The sequence below is a fragment of the Streptomyces sp. genome (assembly GCF_019510245.1).
GTDB lineage: Bacteria > Actinomycetota > Actinomycetes > Streptomycetales > Streptomycetaceae > Streptomyces.
This window is the reverse complement of sequence record NZ_JAEKKT010000133.1, coordinates 105,077-121,047: the sequence shown is the minus strand read 5'-3', so window position 1 is coordinate 121,047 and position 15,971 is coordinate 105,077. Positions and strand designations below refer to the sequence as shown.

The window sequence follows — 15,971 nt, the reverse complement described above, 5'->3', positions numbered from 1 at the left end:
ACCGAGATGAGGCACGACAAGGTGGGCTCCGTGATGACCACGGACGTCGTCCACGCCGCCTACAGCACGCCGTTCAAGGAGGTCGCGCGCCTCCTGGCCGACCACAGGATCAGCGGACTCCCGGTGATCGACGACGACGACAAGGTCATCGGGGTCGTCTCCGAGACGGACCTGATGGCCCGCCAGGCCACCGCCCCGGGCCCCTACGGGGCGAAGGACCGGGCACCGCTCGGCCGGCTGACGCGCAGCGCCAGGAGGCAGGCGGCGAAGGCGCGGGCCCGCACGGCCGGAGACCTGATGTCGGACCCGCCGGTCACGGTCCACGCCGAGAACACCATCGTCGAGGCGGCCCGCACCATGGCCGAGCGCAGTGTGGAACGGCTCCCCGTCCTGGACGAGGAGGACCGGCTGGTCGGCATCGTCACCCGGCGCGACCTGCTCCAGGTGTTCCTGCGCCCCGACGACGAGATCCGGGACGAGGTGGTCGACGAAGTCCTCGTCCGCGCCCTGTGGCTGCCGCCGCGCAGCGTCGCCGTGGCCGTGGCCGAGGGTGTCGTCACGCTCACGGGCCACATGGAGCGCAAGGCCGAGACCGAGATCGCCGTCTCCATGACCCGTCAGATCGACGGCGTGGTCGACGTGATCGACAGACTGACCTACCGCCTGGACGACGCCCGCATCCGCGAGGAGCAGGCGCTGCACGGCGCGGCCGACGACTGGCTGCGCGGACTCTGAGAGGGGGAGCCTCACCATGGCCGGCACGGTGTTGGTGACGTACGGCAGCAGGAACGGATCGACGGCGCACATCGCCGAGTCGATCGCCGACGCGCTGCGCGAGAAGGGGCTGACCGTCGAGACGATGCGAGCCGCGTCCGTGCCCTTCGTGAGCCGGTACGACGCGGTCGTGGTCGGCGGCGGGCTGTACGCCGGCCGCTGGCACAAGGAGGCCCGGACGTTCGTCCGCCGCCACCGCAGCGACCTCGCCGAGCGGCCCGTGTGGTTCTTCAGCAGCGGCCCGCTCGACGACTCCGCCGCCGGGCGGGACATCCCGCCCGTGCGCGCGGTGCGCCGCGCGATGCAGGACCTGCGCGCCCGGGGGCACGTCACCTTCGGGGGCTGCCTCGAAGAGGACGCGGACGGATGGCTGGCCCGGAGGATCGTGCGGGCCGGGAAGGGCGGGGACTTCCGGGACTTCGACGCCGTACGGGCGTGGGCGTCCGGGATCGCGGCGGAGCTGAGGAACTGACCCTGCGCCCGCCGGCGGGTCTCACCGGCCCGTCCCGGCGAGACCCGCCCCGGCGCTCGCTCACGACCGCTGTGGACCGAGGCGGCCCTCGTGCCGGCCGGCTACTGGTCCGCCGGTGCGATGCGACGGCCCGTCAGGCTCCTGGGCCGGATCGACACCCACATCGCCCGCTCGTCGCCCGCCCAGGGGGTGGTGTGAGCGCGCCGCACGAGTCCGCGGACCACCTCGGGCCGGGTCACGACGCTCGCGTGACCGACGGCGAGCACGCTCCAGCCCCGGCTCAGCGCCTCGTCGACGTGATCGACCTCGAAGGCGACGTCCTCGTCCACGGTGAGGGCGGTGACGGAACCGGGCGCGGTACGGAAGACGATGGCGCCGTCGATGACGTCGTAGTTGACGGGCACGACCGCCGGCCCGCCGTCCGGCGTCGACAGCGTGACGCGTCCGATCCCGTGCGTGGAGAGCAGGGCCCGGCACTCGTCCGGACCGAGGTCGAGCAGCCGGGGGCGGAACAGGGCGTGCCCCTGTCCGGGCGGTAGTTCGACGCCGCCGCCGTGGAGTGCGTCGACGCTGGTACCGAGCGCGTCGGCCAGCCTGATGAGGGTCGCGAGGGTCGGGGTCGCGGGCTGCTCCTCCAGGTAGGCGAGGTAAGCCGGAGCCATCCCGGCGCGAGCGGCCGTCTCCTCCCGGGTGAGCCCCCGGCGCAGCCGCGCAGCGGTCACCCGCCGGCCGATGTCACCGGGGTTGGCTGCTCCGGCCGGCGGCGGAGGGGGCGCGGGGCCGGTCTCCAGGTGGTGGATGTGTGCGTCGGGCCCGGGAAAGACGAGGGTGATCTCGTCCGAATCCGACCAGCGCACGTCGTAGGGAGGCGTGCCGTCCTCGTGGTGGAGGCCGACGATCTCCCCGTCGCGGCGGGTGGCGCCGGTGGCCGGGCTTTCGATGACGAGCTGGTCGCCGAGGTGAGCTCGCATGATCGCCGCCCTCTCCTCACAGTGGCTGGTCCGCCGCCACACTCTGGATGTCCTGTTCGGCGATGCGCAGCAGCTGCTGGGACAGGTCGTTCATGGCCCGGCCCGCCGCCAGTTCGTCGCCGATCTCCGGCACGTTGCGGTCCGTCGGGCGGCAGTGCGCACTGCCGTGGGCGGTGAGCGATGTGGTTCCGGTCTCCAGCACCGCACGTGCCTTGGTCGTTCCGTCGTCTTCCTCGAAGAGGTTGAGGTTCACCTTCCACTGCGCCGTGTGCATCGCATTCCTCCTCGGATCGGCAAGGAGGGCGCCCGGCGGCCCTGCGGCCCGGCGGGTCGTGCCGGCGCCGGACACCCGTCCCAGGAGTCCGCTCCGTCCGTCGTGTTCGTCCACCATCGACCGGCTTCGGACCCCCTTCACAGGGCCGAAGGTCCCTGCCGTGGCGCCGTCCGGCCCCGCCGTCCGGGCAAGCGGAGCGAACACTTCCATCATGCGGTGGCGGTCGGCGGCGCGACAGGGCCCCTCGGCTCCGGACCGGGCCGTTCGGCCCCTACCGGCCCACCGGCGTGCCGTCACGCTGGAAGGGAACGCTCCCCGGAGGTGGAGACCATGTTCCGAACCGTCACCGTAGGTCTCGACGGGTCGCCCGAGAGCCGGGCCGCCGCCGAGTGGGCGGCGCGCGAAGCGCAGCTGCGCGGCCTGCCGCTGAAGATCGTGCACGTGGCCGAGCCCGCCCCCGCTCCGGTGGCGCAGGCTCCGCTGGTGGGTCCCGAGACCCATCAGGACTGGACCCCGCGGATGCCCCGCGACTCCGCGGAGGGCATCCGTCTGCGGCATCCCGGCCTCGAGGTGCTCACCGAACAGCTGACGGGGAGTGTGGCCGGAGCGCTGTGCGCGGCGGCGGGCCCGGCCGAGCTGCTCGTGCTGGGATCGCGGGGCTTCGGCGGCATCGGCGGCTTCGTGGTCGGCTCGGTGAGCCTGGCCGTCGTCGCCCGGGTGGAACGGCCCGTGGTGCTGGTGCGCGGGGGCGAGCAGGCCGCGGACGAGCACAGGATGGATCCGGCGGGAGTGCCGTCGGCCGCCGCACCGTTCCGGCCCGTCGTGCTCGGCCTCGACGTCGGTCACCCTGACGACACGCTGCTGGAGTTCGCCTTCGACGCCGCGGCCCGGCGGGAATCGCCTCTGCGCGTGGTGCACGCCTGGCCGGAGACGATCACGTCCGGCTACCGGTTCCCTGGCGACGTGCCACTCCGGGACGACCTGGAACGGGGCCACCGGGCCGCGCTGGCCGAGGCGCTGCGTCCCTGGCGGGAGAAGTTCCCGGGCGTCGACGTGATCGAGGCGAGCCGCTGCGGCAGCGCCGCGCAGGCCGTCGTCGACGCGGCCCACGACGCGTCCCTGGCGGTCGTCGGCCGGCGCATCCGCACCGGCCCGCTCGGCCTCCACATCGGCCATGTCACCCACGCCGCCCTGCATCACATCGGTGCACCCGTCGCCGTCGTGGCCCACCGCTGAGACGGCGCGCCTCCGGACAGCGCGCGTCCGCGTACGGCCCCGTGCGTACCGTTCGGCGCGGGTGCCCGGTGTGCTCCCGGCGCGGCCACCGTCGGCCGGGGGGGCGACGCCCGCGACGGCCGCCATGTGCACCGGCCCGGCTCCCGGGCCCCGCTGCCCCGCGTGTCGGCCTCGCGGGCCGCCCGGCCGCGCACGGGCCGGGGGAGGTGCCGGACCCCGGGCGGTCCTGCGTACGCGGCCGTCCGGCAGGTGATGAGGGCCGGACGGCCCAAGCAGAACCGTCCGGGACGAGGACAGGCTGGATCTGTGGGGCGATACCGGCGATCCCCCGACGTCCGGCCGGCACCCGCCGCCGCCGTCCGCCGGCCCCGTGCCCCGCAGCGAGCCAAGGACGGTGAGCGACCCCATGAAGGCCTTCGTCTTCCACGGCCCCGGGCAGTCCGCCTGGGAAGAGGTCCCCGATCCAGCCGTCAAGGAGCCCACCGACGCCGTAGTGCGCGTGGACGCCGTCACGATCTGCGGCACGGACCTGCACATCCTGAAGGGCGACGTCCCCGAGGTGCAGCCCGGCACGGTCCTCGGGCACGAGGCCGTCGGCGAGATCGTCGAGGTCGGCGGCGACGTGCGGACGGTACGGCCGGGAGACCGGGTCCTGGTCTCCTGCATCAGCTCCTGCGGGCGCTGCTCGTACTGCAGGGAAGGGATGTACGGCCAGTGCCTGGGCGGCGGAGGCTGGATCCTCGGCCATCTGATCGACGGCACGCAGGCCGAGTACGTCCGGGTCCCCTTCGCGGACCTGTCCGTCCACGCAGTGCCCAGCACGGTCGACAGCAAGGACGCCGTGCTCCTCGCGGACATCTTCCCGACCTCCTACGAGGTGGGCGTCCTCAACGGCCGGGTGCGCCCCGGCGACACCGTCGCCGTCGTCGGCGCGGGCCCGATCGGTCTCGCGGCGATCACCACGGCGCGGCTGTTCGCCCCCGAGCGGATCGTCGCCGTGGACCTGGCCCCCGCCCGGCTGGAAGCGGCCAGGCGCCTGGGCGCGGACGCCGTCGCGGACGCCCGCGAGGTCCCGGAGCAACTGATCGCCGACCTCACCGACGGACTCGGCGCGGACGTCGTCATGGAGGCCGTCGGCGTGCCGGAGACCTTCGAGCTGTGCACGCGCATGGTCCGGCCCGGCGGCCGCGTCGCCAACATCGGCGTGCACGGCAAGCCGGCCACGCTGCACCTCGAAGACCTGTGGATCAAGAACGTCACCATCACCACCGGCCTGGTGGACACCCACTCCACCCCCACCCTGCTGCGGATGGCCGCCGCCGGCCGGCTGCCCACCGCACAGCTGGTCACCCACACGTTCCCGCTGGACCACATGGCCGAGGCGTACGAGGTCTTCGGCCGGGCCGCCGACACCGGCGCGCTCAAGGTCGTGCTCGGCGGGGAGCAGCACGAGGTCGCCGTCCGCGTGACCTGACCGACGAGAGGACGTGACCGGTCATGGCCGAACAGGTACGGCCGCACACGGCAGGACGACCGCCGCTGGGAGACCTCGGGCGCCGCGTGGCGGCCCGCCGCAGGGAACTCGGCCTCACCCGCGAGCAGACGGCCGAACGGTCGGGCATAGCGGCCGGCTACCTGCGGTACCTGGAGGAACACCCCGGGGCCGCGCCGGGCACCGGCGCCCTGCTCAGGCTCGCCGACGTCCTGCACACCACCACGTCGCACCTCACCGGAGGTGATCTCGACACCCCGCCGGGACCCGCCCGGGCCGGGTACCGCCCCGAGTTCACGGAGCTGAGCCCGCCCGAATGCAGGGCGCTGCTCGGCTCGCACGGCGTGGGACGCCTCGGCGTCGACACCGCGTCGGGCCCGGTCATCCTGCCGGTCAACTACAGCGTCGCCGACGGCACGATCGTCTTCAGGACCGCGGACGACACCACACCGTCCATGGCCCCGGGCCGCCAGGTGGCCTTCGAGGTCGACCGCATCGACGACGCCTTCGGAGAGGGCTGGAGCGTACTGGTACGCGGGCCGGCGAGCCGGGTGAGCGAGGCGGAGGAGGTGCGCCGGCTCAGCGCGTCGGTCCACAGCGCCCCGTGGGCGGGCGGCGACCGCGACCTGTGGGTGCGGATCGAGCCCCGCTCCGTGACCGGGCGCCGTATCACGGTCCGATCCGGCCCGGACCGCGCGCGGGAGTAGCCCCCCAGGGCGCAACTGCCCCCAGGCGCGCCGGGGACGTGGGCACGGCGCCGGTGCGGCAGCCGCAGGCCCGTGATCGGGGCGGGCGGAACCCGCCGTCGCGTTCCGGCCCGGGAAGCCCGTCACCGGGAACGGGACCGTTCGGCTCATGCGTTCCGGCGCGCGATGGCCGATTCTGGGGGTGTCGGAGCACGGCAGCCGAGACCTGGAGGTCGCCATGACCGGCGCTCCACACGTCGTGAGCGACGTGATGACCCACACCGTCCTCGCCCTGCGTCACGGCGCGGCCTTCAAGGACATCGTGAAGGCCCTGCAGCAGTGGCAGGTGAGCGCGGCCCCTGTCCTGGACGACGGCGGGCACGTCGTCGGCGTCGTCTCGGAGGCCGATCTCCTGCGCAGGGAGGAGTCCCGCACCGGCGCCCCGGCCGGTCCCGGCCGGCCCCGGCCCGACCTCGCCGAGGCCGCATCGGTCACCGCCGCGGCGCTGATGACCACTCCGGCCGTCACCGTCCGCGCCGAGGCCCCGCTGCCCGAGGCCGCGCGCACGATGGCCCGGCACGGGGTCAAACGGCTTCCGGTGGTCGACGCGGCCGGACTGCTTCAAGGGGTCGTCAGCCGTGCCGACCTGCTGAAGGTGTTCCTCCGGGACGACGAGGACATCGCCGAGGAGATCGGGCGTGATATCCTCCCGCACCTCTTCCCCGACTCGCCCGAATCGGTGCGCGTGCAGGTCCGCGACGGCGTCGTCACCCTCACCGGCCGCGTCCCGGACACCGCGCTGGTCCCGGTGGCCGCCGGGTGGGTGCGGGGCGTCGACGGCGTGGTCGCCGTGGACTGCGCGCTGGCGGGCCCGCCCCGCCGCCCGGACCTGGACCCCGATCTTCCCGAGGTCGAGCACGTCCCACCCGTCCGAGGCGGTACGCCCCGGCCCCCGGAAGGAGGAGGCGGACCATGAGCGGCACCAAACCCGCCCACGTGACCGGCGGACCGTTCTGGCGCTGGCGGCGCAGCCCGCTGCGGCGCCGCAGCGACGTGGTCGAGGCCTGGGTCGTGCTCGCCGTGTGGACGGTGACCCTCCTCGGCGGGCTGTTCGCCGGATGGGCGGCGGGTGCGGCCGTGGACCACACGTTCGCCGAGCGGCGTGCCGCCCTCCACGTGGTGTCCGCCGAACTCACCGAGAACGCCACGCACGGCGCGCCCGTCGTGACCGGTTACGACGAGGGAAAGGTGTGGGTCACGGTGCGCTGGACGGCCGCGGACGGCGCCACGCACACCGGCCTGGCCGAGGCCGACCCCGCCGCCACCGCAGGCAGCCGGCTCCAGGTCTGGGTGGATCACGGTGAGCAACTCGCCGCTCAGCCGACGAGCGGGAGCGAGGCGACCCTCGACGCCGTCGCGGCCGCCGCCCTCGTGGCACCGCTCGCGGCCACCGCGGCATGGGGCGCCGGACGGCTCCTCCGCAGCCGGCTGATGCGCCGCCGCCTCGCCGAATGGGAAGCGGAATGGCAACAGATCGGACCCCAGTGGCGGAACTTCAGCGGGGGCAAGGGATGACCTTCCCGAAACGGGCCGAGTGGCCCCTCCAGCCGGTCGCCGGAAGGTGGCACGGTGACATCGGAGCCCCCTGCTGCACGACGTGGCGGTCCGACGAAAGGCGGTGGGGACGATGACGCTTCCCCTGGTCGTGGGCGTCGACGGATCGGACGGGAGCCTGCTCGCGGTCGACTGGGCGGTGGACGAGGCCGCTCGCCACGACCTGCCGCTGCGGCTGGTGTACGCCTCCCGCTGGGAGCGCTACGAGGCGGGCGTGCCGTCGGAGGGCACCGAACGCCCCTCGGAACGCGTGCTCGCCGAACACATCGTCGCCTCCGCGGCCGAGCGCGCCGCACAGCGCTGCGCCGACGTGAAGGTCACCGCGGACATCCTCCCCGATGACCCGGTGTACGCCCTCCTGCGCGCGGGCGACCACGCGCATGCCCTGGTCACCGGGTCCCGCGGCCGGAGCGAGCTGACCGGGCTGCTCCTGGGGTCGGTCGGCACGGCCGTGGCGGCCAAGGCACACTGCCCGGTGATCGTGGTCCGGGGCGACGGGACCGGCCTGGCCGGCGGCCACGAGCGGATCCTGCTCGGCGCGGGGGAGCCCGGCACCGCGAACGAGGCCGTACGGTTCGCCTTCCGGGAGGCGGAGGCCCGCGCATCCGTCCTGTACGCCGTCCGGGCCTGGAGCTGCCCCGCCCACCAGGTCGGCAACCGTCTGCCGGTCGCGGAGGCCGTCCGCCGGCGCGAGGAAAAAGCGTCGGCACTGCTCGACGCGCTGCTCGGCGAAGCCACGGCCGCCCATCCGAAGGTCCGGGTCCGCAGCGTGACGGCCGAGGGGCCGGCCCACCGGATCCTGGCGGACCGCTCGGCCGCCGCCGACCTCGTCGTCGTGGGCGCGAGGCGCCGCCCCGGACACGTCGGTCTCCGGCTCGGCCGGGTGGCCCACACCCTGCTCCACCGAGCGGCGTGCCCGGTGGCGGTCGTACCGCAGACGGAGTGATCGTCGTACCAGCCCGTACACGCGAGGTCCCAGAGGGGATGGGGCGCCCCATGCTGGTGATCGACGCGCCCGCGGTTCCTTCCGCCGCCTCCGGCGAGGCTGAACGGGCCCCTACGTGTCCAGCAGCGACATGTGGTGCTCGTTGTAACGGTCTCCCTTGACCCCGATCCGGCCTGCGAGTGCGTTCAGGTCCGACAGTTCGTCGGCGGAGAGCGGAACGTGCGTGGCGCCGGCGTTCTCCTCGACGCGGGCGGTGCGCCGGGTGCCGGGGATCGGCACGATCGACGGATGCCGGGCGAGCAGCCAGGCGAGGGCCACCTGCCCCGGTGTGGCGTCCCTGGCCTGCGCGAGGGCGGTGACGTGCTCGACGAGTGCCTTATTGGCCGCCCGGTTCTCGGCCGTGAAGCGCGGGATGGTGGTGCGTACGTCGTCGGCCGCGAACGGTGTCGAGGCGTCCACCGCCCCGGTCAGGAACCCCTTGCCCAGGGGGCTGAAGGGCACGAAGCCGATGCCGAGTGCCGCGCACGTCGGCAGGACCTCCGGCTCGGGATCGCGGGTCCACAGCGAGTACTCGCTCTGCACCGCCGTCACCGGGTGGACCGCGTGGGCGCGCCGGATGGTCCCCGCACTGGCCTCCGAGAGCCCAAAGCAGCGGACCTTGCCCTCCTGCACGAGCTCGCCCACCGTGCCCGCGACGTCCTCGATGGGCACCTCCGGGTCGACGCGGTGCTGGTAGAAGAGGTCGAGCCGCTCGACGCCCAGCCGTTTGAGGGAGGCCGTCGCGACGGAGCGGATCTGCTCGGGCCGGCTGTTCAGTCCGACGGCCGCACCGCCCTCGATGCGGAAGCCGAACTTGGTGGCGATGACCACCTGGTCACGCACCGGGGCCAGGGCCTCTCCGACGAGTTCCTCGTTGACGTAGGGGCCGTAGACCTCCGCGGTGTCGAAGAACGTGACGCCCAGATCGACGGCTCCGCGCAGCACGGCGATCATGTCGGTGCGGTCGCCGGGTTGGCCTCGTACTCCTGGCGCAGCCACTCCGCGACCTTGGGGGTGGTGCCCAGTTCGGCCGCGAGCCGGGGCAGTGCCTTGACGGCCTCCTCGGTCGCCGTGGTCTCGGCGAGGATCTGCTCCTCGTCGACGGAGGTGTCCCGGGGCAGCCGGGCCCAGCGCACCACGCCCGGCAGCAGCAGCCCCTGCACCACGAGCGTCACCACGATCACGCCGGAGGTGACGAAGACGATGAAGGCGCGGCCCGGGAACGGCGCTCCGGAGTCGAGGGTCTCGGGCACCGACAGCGCCACGGCCAGGGACACCGCGCCCCGGAAGCCCGCCGGCCCGCTCACCACGCGCGCCCGGTCGCTCATTCTCCGCAGTCGCTGCTCGGGACGCCGGTCGATCGCGCGGATCAGGTAGGCGGAGGCGAAAAGGAACGCGAACCGGACCGCGACCAGGACCACGCCGACCGCCCCGACCGCGATGAGGGCGTCCCTGAGGTCGGACCGGCTCAAGTGCCGCAGCGCGTACTGCAGTTCCACCCCCACCAGGACGAACAGCGCGCCGTTGATGATGAACGTGGCCAGCGGCCAGAAGGCCAGTGCCTGGCGGCGGTGCTCGGCCCGGATGAGGCCGGGCGCCACCTGCGCCATGATCAGGCCGCTCACCACGACCGCGAGAACACCCGAGGCGTGGATCAGCTCGGCCAGCAGATACGCCGTGAACGGCGCCAGGATCATGACGAGGTTGCCGAGCAGGGGATCGTCCAGCCGGCGGCGCAGGTTCATGTTGACCCAGGCGACCGCGACGCCGACCGCGGCCCCGCCGCCGTACGCCAGCAGGAACAGCGCGCCCACATGGGGAAGGGTGAGGTGCTCCTCGCCCACGGTGATGCCGACCGCCAGACCGTAGATCACCAGGGCGGTGCCGTCGTTGACGAGGCTCTCCGCACGCAGGACCGTGATCTGGCGGCGCGGCAGGGAACCCGCCAGGGCGCTCACCGCCGTGGCGTCGGTCGGTGCCACGGCCGCGCCCAGGGCCCACGCCGGTCCCCACGGCAACCCCAGCGCGTGGCCTGCGACCGCCACCGCCCCCGCGGTGAGGATCACCAGCACGGTGCTGAGCAGGACGATGCCGCGCAGGTTCGTCCGGATCTCCCGCATCGACGTGGTCAGGCTCTCCCAGTACAGCAGCACGGGAAGGAAGAGCAACAACACCACTTCGGGAGGGAGTTGGGTCTGGCGGACGGCCGGGACGAGGCCGATCAGGGCGCCCAGGAGCAGGAGCACGACGGGCGGGGCGACACGGAAGCGCTGACCCAGGAAGTTCCCCACCAGCACGGCCGCACCCAGGACGACGACGAGTTCGAGACCGAGCATGACACTTACTCCGGTGCGGGGCCGGCCGGCGGTGACGGCTCAGCGGGTTCGACGGGGATCTTCCTGGTCATCCGGGCAGCAGCCGCAGCGTCGTGGCACGCGCCGCCACCATGGGATCGACGTACGCGCCGCCGAGACGGCCGTACTTGCTCCGGTACGCCGTGTCGACGCGGTCGTTGGTCTCGGGGTCCGGCACCTCGGCGAAGGTGACGTCCTTGTCGACACCGCCGGAGCGGACGTGGCCCGCGTGGGTCGCGACGGCGGTGCGCCACCAGCCGCCGGCCGTGCCGCGGAAGGAGCGGACGTACAGGTCGTCGCCGTCGCGGACCACCCAGACCGGCACCGGTGCGCGCAGTGTGCCGTCACGCCGGAGCGGGGCCATCTCCAGTTCGTCGGCCTCTGCGATGCGCTGGAGCTCGCCGTCTGTCCAGGTGGTCATCGGTGTGGTTTCCATCCTCGTGATGCGGTGGGGGCACGACTCGTCGAGGTCGCTGGAACGTCACGGACGCAGCAGCGGTCACTTTCCCGGGGACCCGCAAAGGGGAGAATTCCATCCGGGGAACTGCTTATCCAGGGGAGAAATCCTTACCCCCCTCCCGGCGGCCGGGTGCTGCCACACTGGCGCCATGACCGGCGACGCGCATCCGAACGAGCTGGGAGAATTCCTCAAGGCGCGGAGGGCCGAGTTGACCCCGCGTACCGTCGGTCTGCCCGACACCGGTGACCGACGGGTGCCCGGCTTGCGCAGGGAGGAGGTCGCCCTGCTCGCCACCATCAGCACCGACTACTACACACGGCTGGAACAGGGCCGCATTCGGCCGTCCGCGTCAGTGCTGGCCACTCTCGCCCATGTCCTGCACCTGTCCGATCACCAGCGTGACCACCTGTTCCAGCTGGTCGGCCGGCCACGGGCACGACACCGCCGGCCGGCCGCGCAGAAAACGCACCCGCAGCTGCGCCGCCTGCTCGACGATCTCACCTCGAGTCCCGGCCTGGTGATCGGCCGGCGCCTGGACATCCTTGCCTGGAACCCTCTGGCAGCCGCTGTGCTCACCGACTTCGACAAGGTCCCCGCGAAGAGGCGCAACTACGCGCGGCTGATGTTCACCGACCCCGCCTTCCGAGAGCTCTGCCTCGACTGGAGGACCAACGCCCGGGCCTGCGTGACCCAGTTGCGCCTGGAGGCCGCCCGGTACCCCGGCGACCCCGGGCTTGCCGCGCTCGTCGGCGAGTTGTCGGTCGCCGACGCCGACTTCCGGCAGTGGTGGGCAGGCCGCCAGATGAACGGCCTGCGGGCGGGCACGAAGCGGCTGCGCCACCCGGTCGTCGGCGACCTCACCCTGGACTGGGACAGCCTGACCTGCACCGCCGCCCCCACACAGAAGCTGCTGATCGCCACCGCCGAACCCGGGACCCCGCCGCACGACCAGCTTCTGTTGCTGGCGTCGTGGACCGCGGATCCGGAACAGCGCGCAGAGGACGCGGCAGCCTGAGGCCTTCCGGCTCGCGGACGCCGCGCCACCCGTCCCGGGGTCGGAGACATGGCCACGCAGGGGCGCCCGGACGCCGTCCGGCCGCACCCACGCCATGGTGGTCGAGGGACGCCCACTCACCCCCGGTCCGTGGCCCGGATCAGAACGTCAGGACCAGCCGGCCACGCACGCCCCCGGCGGCGAGGAGCCGGTGCGCCTCGGCGGCCTGCTCCGCCGGGAACGTCCTGGCGACCCGAAGCGTGATCCGGCCGTCCTCCACCTGCTGCCGCAGCCGGTCGAGCTCGGCGCGCTCCCGGGCGTAGCGGAACACGAGGATCGGCTCGCAGACGATGCCTCGCTCACCGGGACCGTCGTAGCCGCGCAGTGTCACCACCCGGCCCCGTCACGCACCGCCCGGGCGGTGAGAGCGCCGAGCGAGGCGCCGTCGAGGCCCCTCGTTGTTCGACTCACGGTCGCTGAGGTGTCCGACCTTTCCGTCTCGCGCAGGCCCGGAAAAGGGGAGGGAATCCTGGCGGGGATACGGCCACAGGGGGGACGCTTCCTTCCCCCCATAGACGGAGAAGCGTTCAGGTCGTCGCGTCGGTCGCCGTCGGCTTCTCGCCGGCGGCCCAGGAGGCGAGCAGGCGCAGCCCGTCGTGGGACGCGCTGCCGGGTTCGGCGTTCCACACGATGATGTGCTGGTCGGGGTCCGTGCCGCAGGTGAGCGTGTTCCAGTCGAGGGTCAGCTCGCCCACCACGGGGTGACGCAGCTTCTTGACGCCCTTGCCCCGCAGCGCGACGTCGTGTTCGGTCCACCACTGCCGGAACTGCGCGTCACGGGCGGAGAGTTCCTCGACCAGCGCGGTGAGGGGCTGGTCGTCGGGGTAGCGCGCGCTCTCCATGCGCAGCTGGGCGACGGCCAGCCGGGTGACGTCCTCCCAGTCGACGTACAGCTCGCGCATCCAGGGCTCGGTGAACAGCAGCCGGACGAACACCCGCTCCTGCTCGGGGTAGCGCCCGAAGTCGGTCCACAGGGCGGCGGCGAGCCGGTTCCAGCCGAGGATGTCCGTGCACCGGCCGATGACGAAGGCCGGGGAGGCGCTGAGATCGTCCAGCATGCGCTGCAACTGCGGGTCCACCTGCTGGCGCTCGCGGTACACGGACGGGCGCAGCCTCTCCTTCGCCGCGAGGCCGAAGAGGTAGGTGCGCTGGGCGTCGTTGAGTCTCAGCGCCTGGGCGATCTCGTCGAGGAGGGGAGCCGATGCCTGGAGCCGGCCCTGCTCGATCCGGGTGTAGTACTCGGTGCTGATCGCGGCGAGGAGGGCCACCTCCTCGCGGCGCAGCCCCTTCAGACGCTGCGTCTTGTGAGGGGGACAGATCCTTCCCCTGCCTGATCGGACAGTGGGCGGCGATGGCTGGTGGCCCGGGGCGCGCGTGCGCGCCGGGCCATCGGCGGGGGTGTCTCCGGATGCTCAGCTCAGCGCCTTGACCAGCTCCTCGGCGAGGGGGACGGCCGAGTACGGGTTCTGGCCGGTGTAGAGGGTGCGGTCGACCTGGACGTGCGGGGTGAACGGGTCGGCCTCGCGGTAGTCGGCCTTGAGGTCGCCCACGAGGCGGTCCTGCAGCAGCCACTTCGCGCGGTCCGCGAGACCGTTCTGCTTCTCCTCGGCGTTGGACAGCCCGGTCAGGCGGTAGCCGGAGAAGGGGGACGAGCCGTCGGGGCCGATGGTGGCCAGCAGGGCCGCGGGGCCGTGGCAGACCAGGGACACGGGCTTGCCGGAGGCGAGCCAGTCGGTGAGCAGCCTGCCGGAGGCGGCGTTGTCGGGCAGGTCCTCCATCGGACCCCAGCCGCCGGGACAGAAGACGGCCACGTAGTCGTCGATGTGCACGTCCTCGATGCGCATCGGGCGCGCCAGCTCGGTGGCCTCCCGCAGCGCGGTACGCATGCGTTCGGCGCCTTCCTCGCCTCCGTTGAACTCCGCGCTGAGGCTGAGCGGGTCCGCCGTCGGCGGCACACCGCCGGGCGTCGCCGCCGCGATCTCGTATCCGGCCTCCTTGAAGACCTGGTAGGGGCCGATGGCCTCCTCGGCCCAGAATCCGGCCGGCTGGCGGGTTCCGTCGGCCAGCGTCCAGTGGTCGGACGCGGTGATCACGAAGAGGATCTTCGCCATGGAGAGCTCCTGATGAGGGGAGGGTCAGCCCTTGAGGGCTTCCTGGAGGACGTGGCTGTCGGCGATCTGCCGCATCCGTACGGCCTGGCCGTCCCGGACGGTCCACAGGTGCAGGAACCGGACGTCGGCCGTGTTCCCGGTCTTCGTCTCGGCGTGGTAGTGGCCGTAGACGAAGACATGGCCCGCCTCGTCCGCGAAGAACTCCTCGGGCACCGCGCCGAAGGACTCGTAGCCCGTCATCTTGCCGAAGAAGTCCGTGGCCACGCTGTCCCAGCCGTGGAAGACACCGCTGTTCGGGAAGCCGGGGGTGATGTCCCAGACGAAGTCCGGAGCCATCACCTCCTTGGTGACCTCGGGTGCCATTCGGGACTCGTAGACCCGGCGGATGACGGTGAGGCTCGGGGAATCGGACATGGGGTACTCCTTGCGCGGGGCGGGTGAAGCGGAAAAGGCCAAAGGGATCTGTGATCAGGCGGCGAAGGCGTCCGACGTGTGGAGGGCCTCGGGACCGGCTTCAGCGGCACCACGCGCCACGGCCTCGGCGATCACGTGATCTTTCTCCTAGAGGACGGCGAAGAACTTCACCATCTTGGTGATCGCCTGGTCCATGTACTCGGGAACGTCGTACATGGCGATGTGCGTCGCGCCGTCGACCACGAACAGTTCCTTCGGGCCGTTGGAAAGCTCGTACGCCTGGTCGCTGAACACCTTCGTGTCCGCCTTGCTCCCCGCGATGAGAAGCAACGGCTGGGTCAGCAGTTCCGGAATCTGGTCGAACGCCGAGAAGGCGTACATCTTGTCCAGGCTGGTCAGCAGGAAACGGCCCTTGGAATGGGGATGCCGACCACGCGGAGTCCGGTAGTAGTCGTACCCCTCGCGCAGGAGGTCCGGCGTGTTGTCGTCGATCTCCTCCAGCGTCTCCGGGACGAACGGGGCGTAGGCCGGCGCTGCTCCCCTCGCCTCCGCGGTGCGCTGCTGGGCGACCATTTCCAGGGTTTTGATCTGCTCGGACACCGAAGAGGGGTGCCCGAGAAAGGCCCTGGAGCCTTCGCCCATCGGGGCGGCGCTGACCGTGGCCACCGCCTTGAAGCGGCGTTCGGTCTGCGCCACGCTGATCGCGTAGCCGCCGCCGGCGCAGATGCCGAAGACACCCATCCGCTCGGTGTCGACGTAGGGGAGGGTGGTGAGGAAGTCCGCCGCGACGCGGGCGTCCTCCACCCTGGTCGTCGGGTCTTCCAGAAGGCGCGGTTCGCCGCCGCTTTCTCCCTGATAGGAGGAGTCGTAGACCACGGTGACGAATCCGTGGGCGGCCAGCCGCTTCGCGTACTGGCCGATGGTCTGTTCCTTCACGCCGCCGGCCGGGTGAATTCCGACCAGGGCCGGGTACTTCTTTTTTTCGTCGAAGTCGTCGGGCAGATGAAGGTGTCCCGCGATTTCTACTTCTCTGTTCCTGAATGAAACGGACTCGACCACGGCGCCTTTCCCCTT

General features: G+C 72.5%; 18 protein-coding genes and 1 pseudogene. 9 read left to right on the top strand and 10 right to left on the bottom strand.

From position 1 onward, the window contains the following. Window positions 1-6 precede the first annotated feature (6 nt). Together JF597_RS18415 and JF597_RS18410 are read left to right on the top strand one after the other, a co-directional pair. Complete coding sequence (locus JF597_RS18415) at window positions 7-735, top strand: CBS domain-containing protein (RefSeq protein WP_293995910.1); 729 nt, start codon at window positions 7-9, stop codon at window positions 733-735. A 16-nt stretch (window positions 736-751) separates the two neighbouring features. Beyond that, on the top strand, window positions 752-1,246 hold the full coding sequence (locus tag JF597_RS18410) for a flavodoxin domain-containing protein (protein ID WP_293995908.1): 495 nt from the start codon (window positions 752-754) through the stop codon (window positions 1,244-1,246). Window positions 1,247-1,347: 101 nt separating this feature from the next. Here the strand turns inward: JF597_RS18410 and JF597_RS18405 are convergent, their stop codons facing one another. Next, complete coding sequence (locus JF597_RS18405; protein WP_293995906.1) at window positions 1,348-2,217, bottom strand: DUF1918 domain-containing protein; 870 nt, start codon at window positions 2,215-2,217, stop codon at window positions 1,348-1,350. Window positions 2,218-2,233: 16 nt separating this feature from the next. Then, complete coding sequence (locus JF597_RS18400; protein WP_293995904.1) at window positions 2,234-2,491, bottom strand: DUF1876 domain-containing protein; 258 nt, start codon at window positions 2,489-2,491, stop codon at window positions 2,234-2,236. 330 nt (window positions 2,492-2,821) lie between these two features. Here JF597_RS18400 and JF597_RS18395 point away from each other — a divergent pair, with 330 nt between their 5' ends. From JF597_RS18395 to JF597_RS18370, 6 genes are all read left to right on the top strand, one after another. Continuing rightward, a complete protein-coding gene (locus tag JF597_RS18395; protein ID WP_293995902.1) occupies window positions 2,822-3,727 on the top strand; it encodes a universal stress protein in 906 nt (301 codons plus the stop codon). A 406-nt stretch (window positions 3,728-4,133) separates the two neighbouring features. Then, the gene (locus JF597_RS18390) at window positions 4,134-5,201 is read left to right on the top strand and encodes a zinc-dependent alcohol dehydrogenase family protein (protein ID WP_293996141.1); all 1,068 of its coding nucleotides are present in this window, start codon (window positions 4,134-4,136) and stop codon (window positions 5,199-5,201) included. A 23-nt stretch (window positions 5,202-5,224) separates the two neighbouring features. Further along, window positions 5,225-5,926 carry a pyridoxamine 5'-phosphate oxidase family protein gene (locus JF597_RS18385; protein WP_293995900.1) on the top strand — a complete coding sequence of 234 codons (702 nt, stop codon included), beginning with the start codon at window positions 5,225-5,227 and terminating at the stop codon, window positions 5,924-5,926. Window positions 5,927-6,143: 217 nt separating this feature from the next. Continuing rightward, the gene (locus JF597_RS18380) at window positions 6,144-6,881 is read left to right on the top strand and encodes a CBS domain-containing protein (RefSeq protein ID WP_293995898.1); all 738 of its coding nucleotides are present in this window, start codon (window positions 6,144-6,146) and stop codon (window positions 6,879-6,881) included. Further along, window positions 6,878-7,480: a hypothetical protein gene (locus tag JF597_RS18375; protein ID WP_293995896.1), complete on the top strand. Its 603-nt coding sequence runs from the start codon at window positions 6,878-6,880 to the stop codon at window positions 7,478-7,480. The genes JF597_RS18380 and JF597_RS18375 overlap by 4 nt, the downstream gene beginning before the upstream one ends. A gap of 112 nt (window positions 7,481-7,592) precedes the next feature. Further along, window positions 7,593-8,465, top strand: a complete 873-nt coding sequence (locus tag JF597_RS18370) for a universal stress protein (protein WP_293995894.1) — start codon at window positions 7,593-7,595, stop codon at window positions 8,463-8,465. Between the two features lie 111 nt (window positions 8,466-8,576). Here JF597_RS18370 and JF597_RS18365 read toward each other — a convergent pair whose 3' ends face one another. From JF597_RS18365 to JF597_RS18355, 3 genes are all read right to left on the bottom strand, one after another. Then, window positions 8,577-9,458, bottom strand: coding sequence for an aldo/keto reductase (locus JF597_RS18365; protein WP_293995892.1), 882 nt, complete (start codon window positions 9,456-9,458; stop codon window positions 8,577-8,579). Beyond that, on the bottom strand, window positions 9,455-10,840 hold the full coding sequence (locus JF597_RS18360) for a Na+/H+ antiporter (protein ID WP_293995879.1): 1,386 nt from the start codon (window positions 10,838-10,840) through the stop codon (window positions 9,455-9,457). Before JF597_RS18360 ends, JF597_RS18365 begins: the two co-directional genes overlap by 4 nt. A gap of 67 nt (window positions 10,841-10,907) precedes the next feature. Continuing rightward, window positions 10,908-11,279, bottom strand: a complete 372-nt coding sequence (locus JF597_RS18355; RefSeq protein ID WP_293995878.1) for a DUF2255 family protein — start codon at window positions 11,277-11,279, stop codon at window positions 10,908-10,910. Between the two features lie 187 nt (window positions 11,280-11,466). Here JF597_RS18355 and JF597_RS18350 point away from each other — a divergent pair, with 187 nt between their 5' ends. Next, complete coding sequence (locus JF597_RS18350; RefSeq protein ID WP_293995877.1) at window positions 11,467-12,333, top strand: helix-turn-helix transcriptional regulator; 867 nt, start codon at window positions 11,467-11,469, stop codon at window positions 12,331-12,333. A 139-nt stretch (window positions 12,334-12,472) separates the two neighbouring features. Here JF597_RS18350 and JF597_RS18345 read toward each other — a convergent pair whose 3' ends face one another. From JF597_RS18345 to JF597_RS18325, 5 genes and pseudogenes are all read right to left on the bottom strand, one after another. Continuing rightward, window positions 12,473-12,703, bottom strand: a complete 231-nt coding sequence (locus tag JF597_RS18345) for a zinc-binding dehydrogenase (protein WP_293995876.1) — start codon at window positions 12,701-12,703, stop codon at window positions 12,473-12,475. Between the two features lie 196 nt (window positions 12,704-12,899). Then, window positions 12,900-13,670: pseudogene (locus JF597_RS18340) on the bottom strand (helix-turn-helix domain-containing protein); the annotation flags it as partial. A 114-nt stretch (window positions 13,671-13,784) separates the two neighbouring features. Then, window positions 13,785-14,483 carry a type 1 glutamine amidotransferase domain-containing protein gene (locus JF597_RS18335; protein WP_293995874.1) on the bottom strand — a complete coding sequence of 233 codons (699 nt, stop codon included), beginning with the start codon at window positions 14,481-14,483 and terminating at the stop codon, window positions 13,785-13,787. A 24-nt stretch (window positions 14,484-14,507) separates the two neighbouring features. Next, a complete protein-coding gene (locus JF597_RS18330) occupies window positions 14,508-14,897 on the bottom strand; it encodes a nuclear transport factor 2 family protein (protein WP_293995872.1) in 390 nt (129 codons plus the stop codon). A 147-nt stretch (window positions 14,898-15,044) separates the two neighbouring features. Beyond that, window positions 15,045-15,956, bottom strand: a complete 912-nt coding sequence (locus JF597_RS18325) for an alpha/beta hydrolase (protein ID WP_293995870.1) — start codon at window positions 15,954-15,956, stop codon at window positions 15,045-15,047. Window positions 15,957-15,971 lie beyond the last annotated feature (15 nt).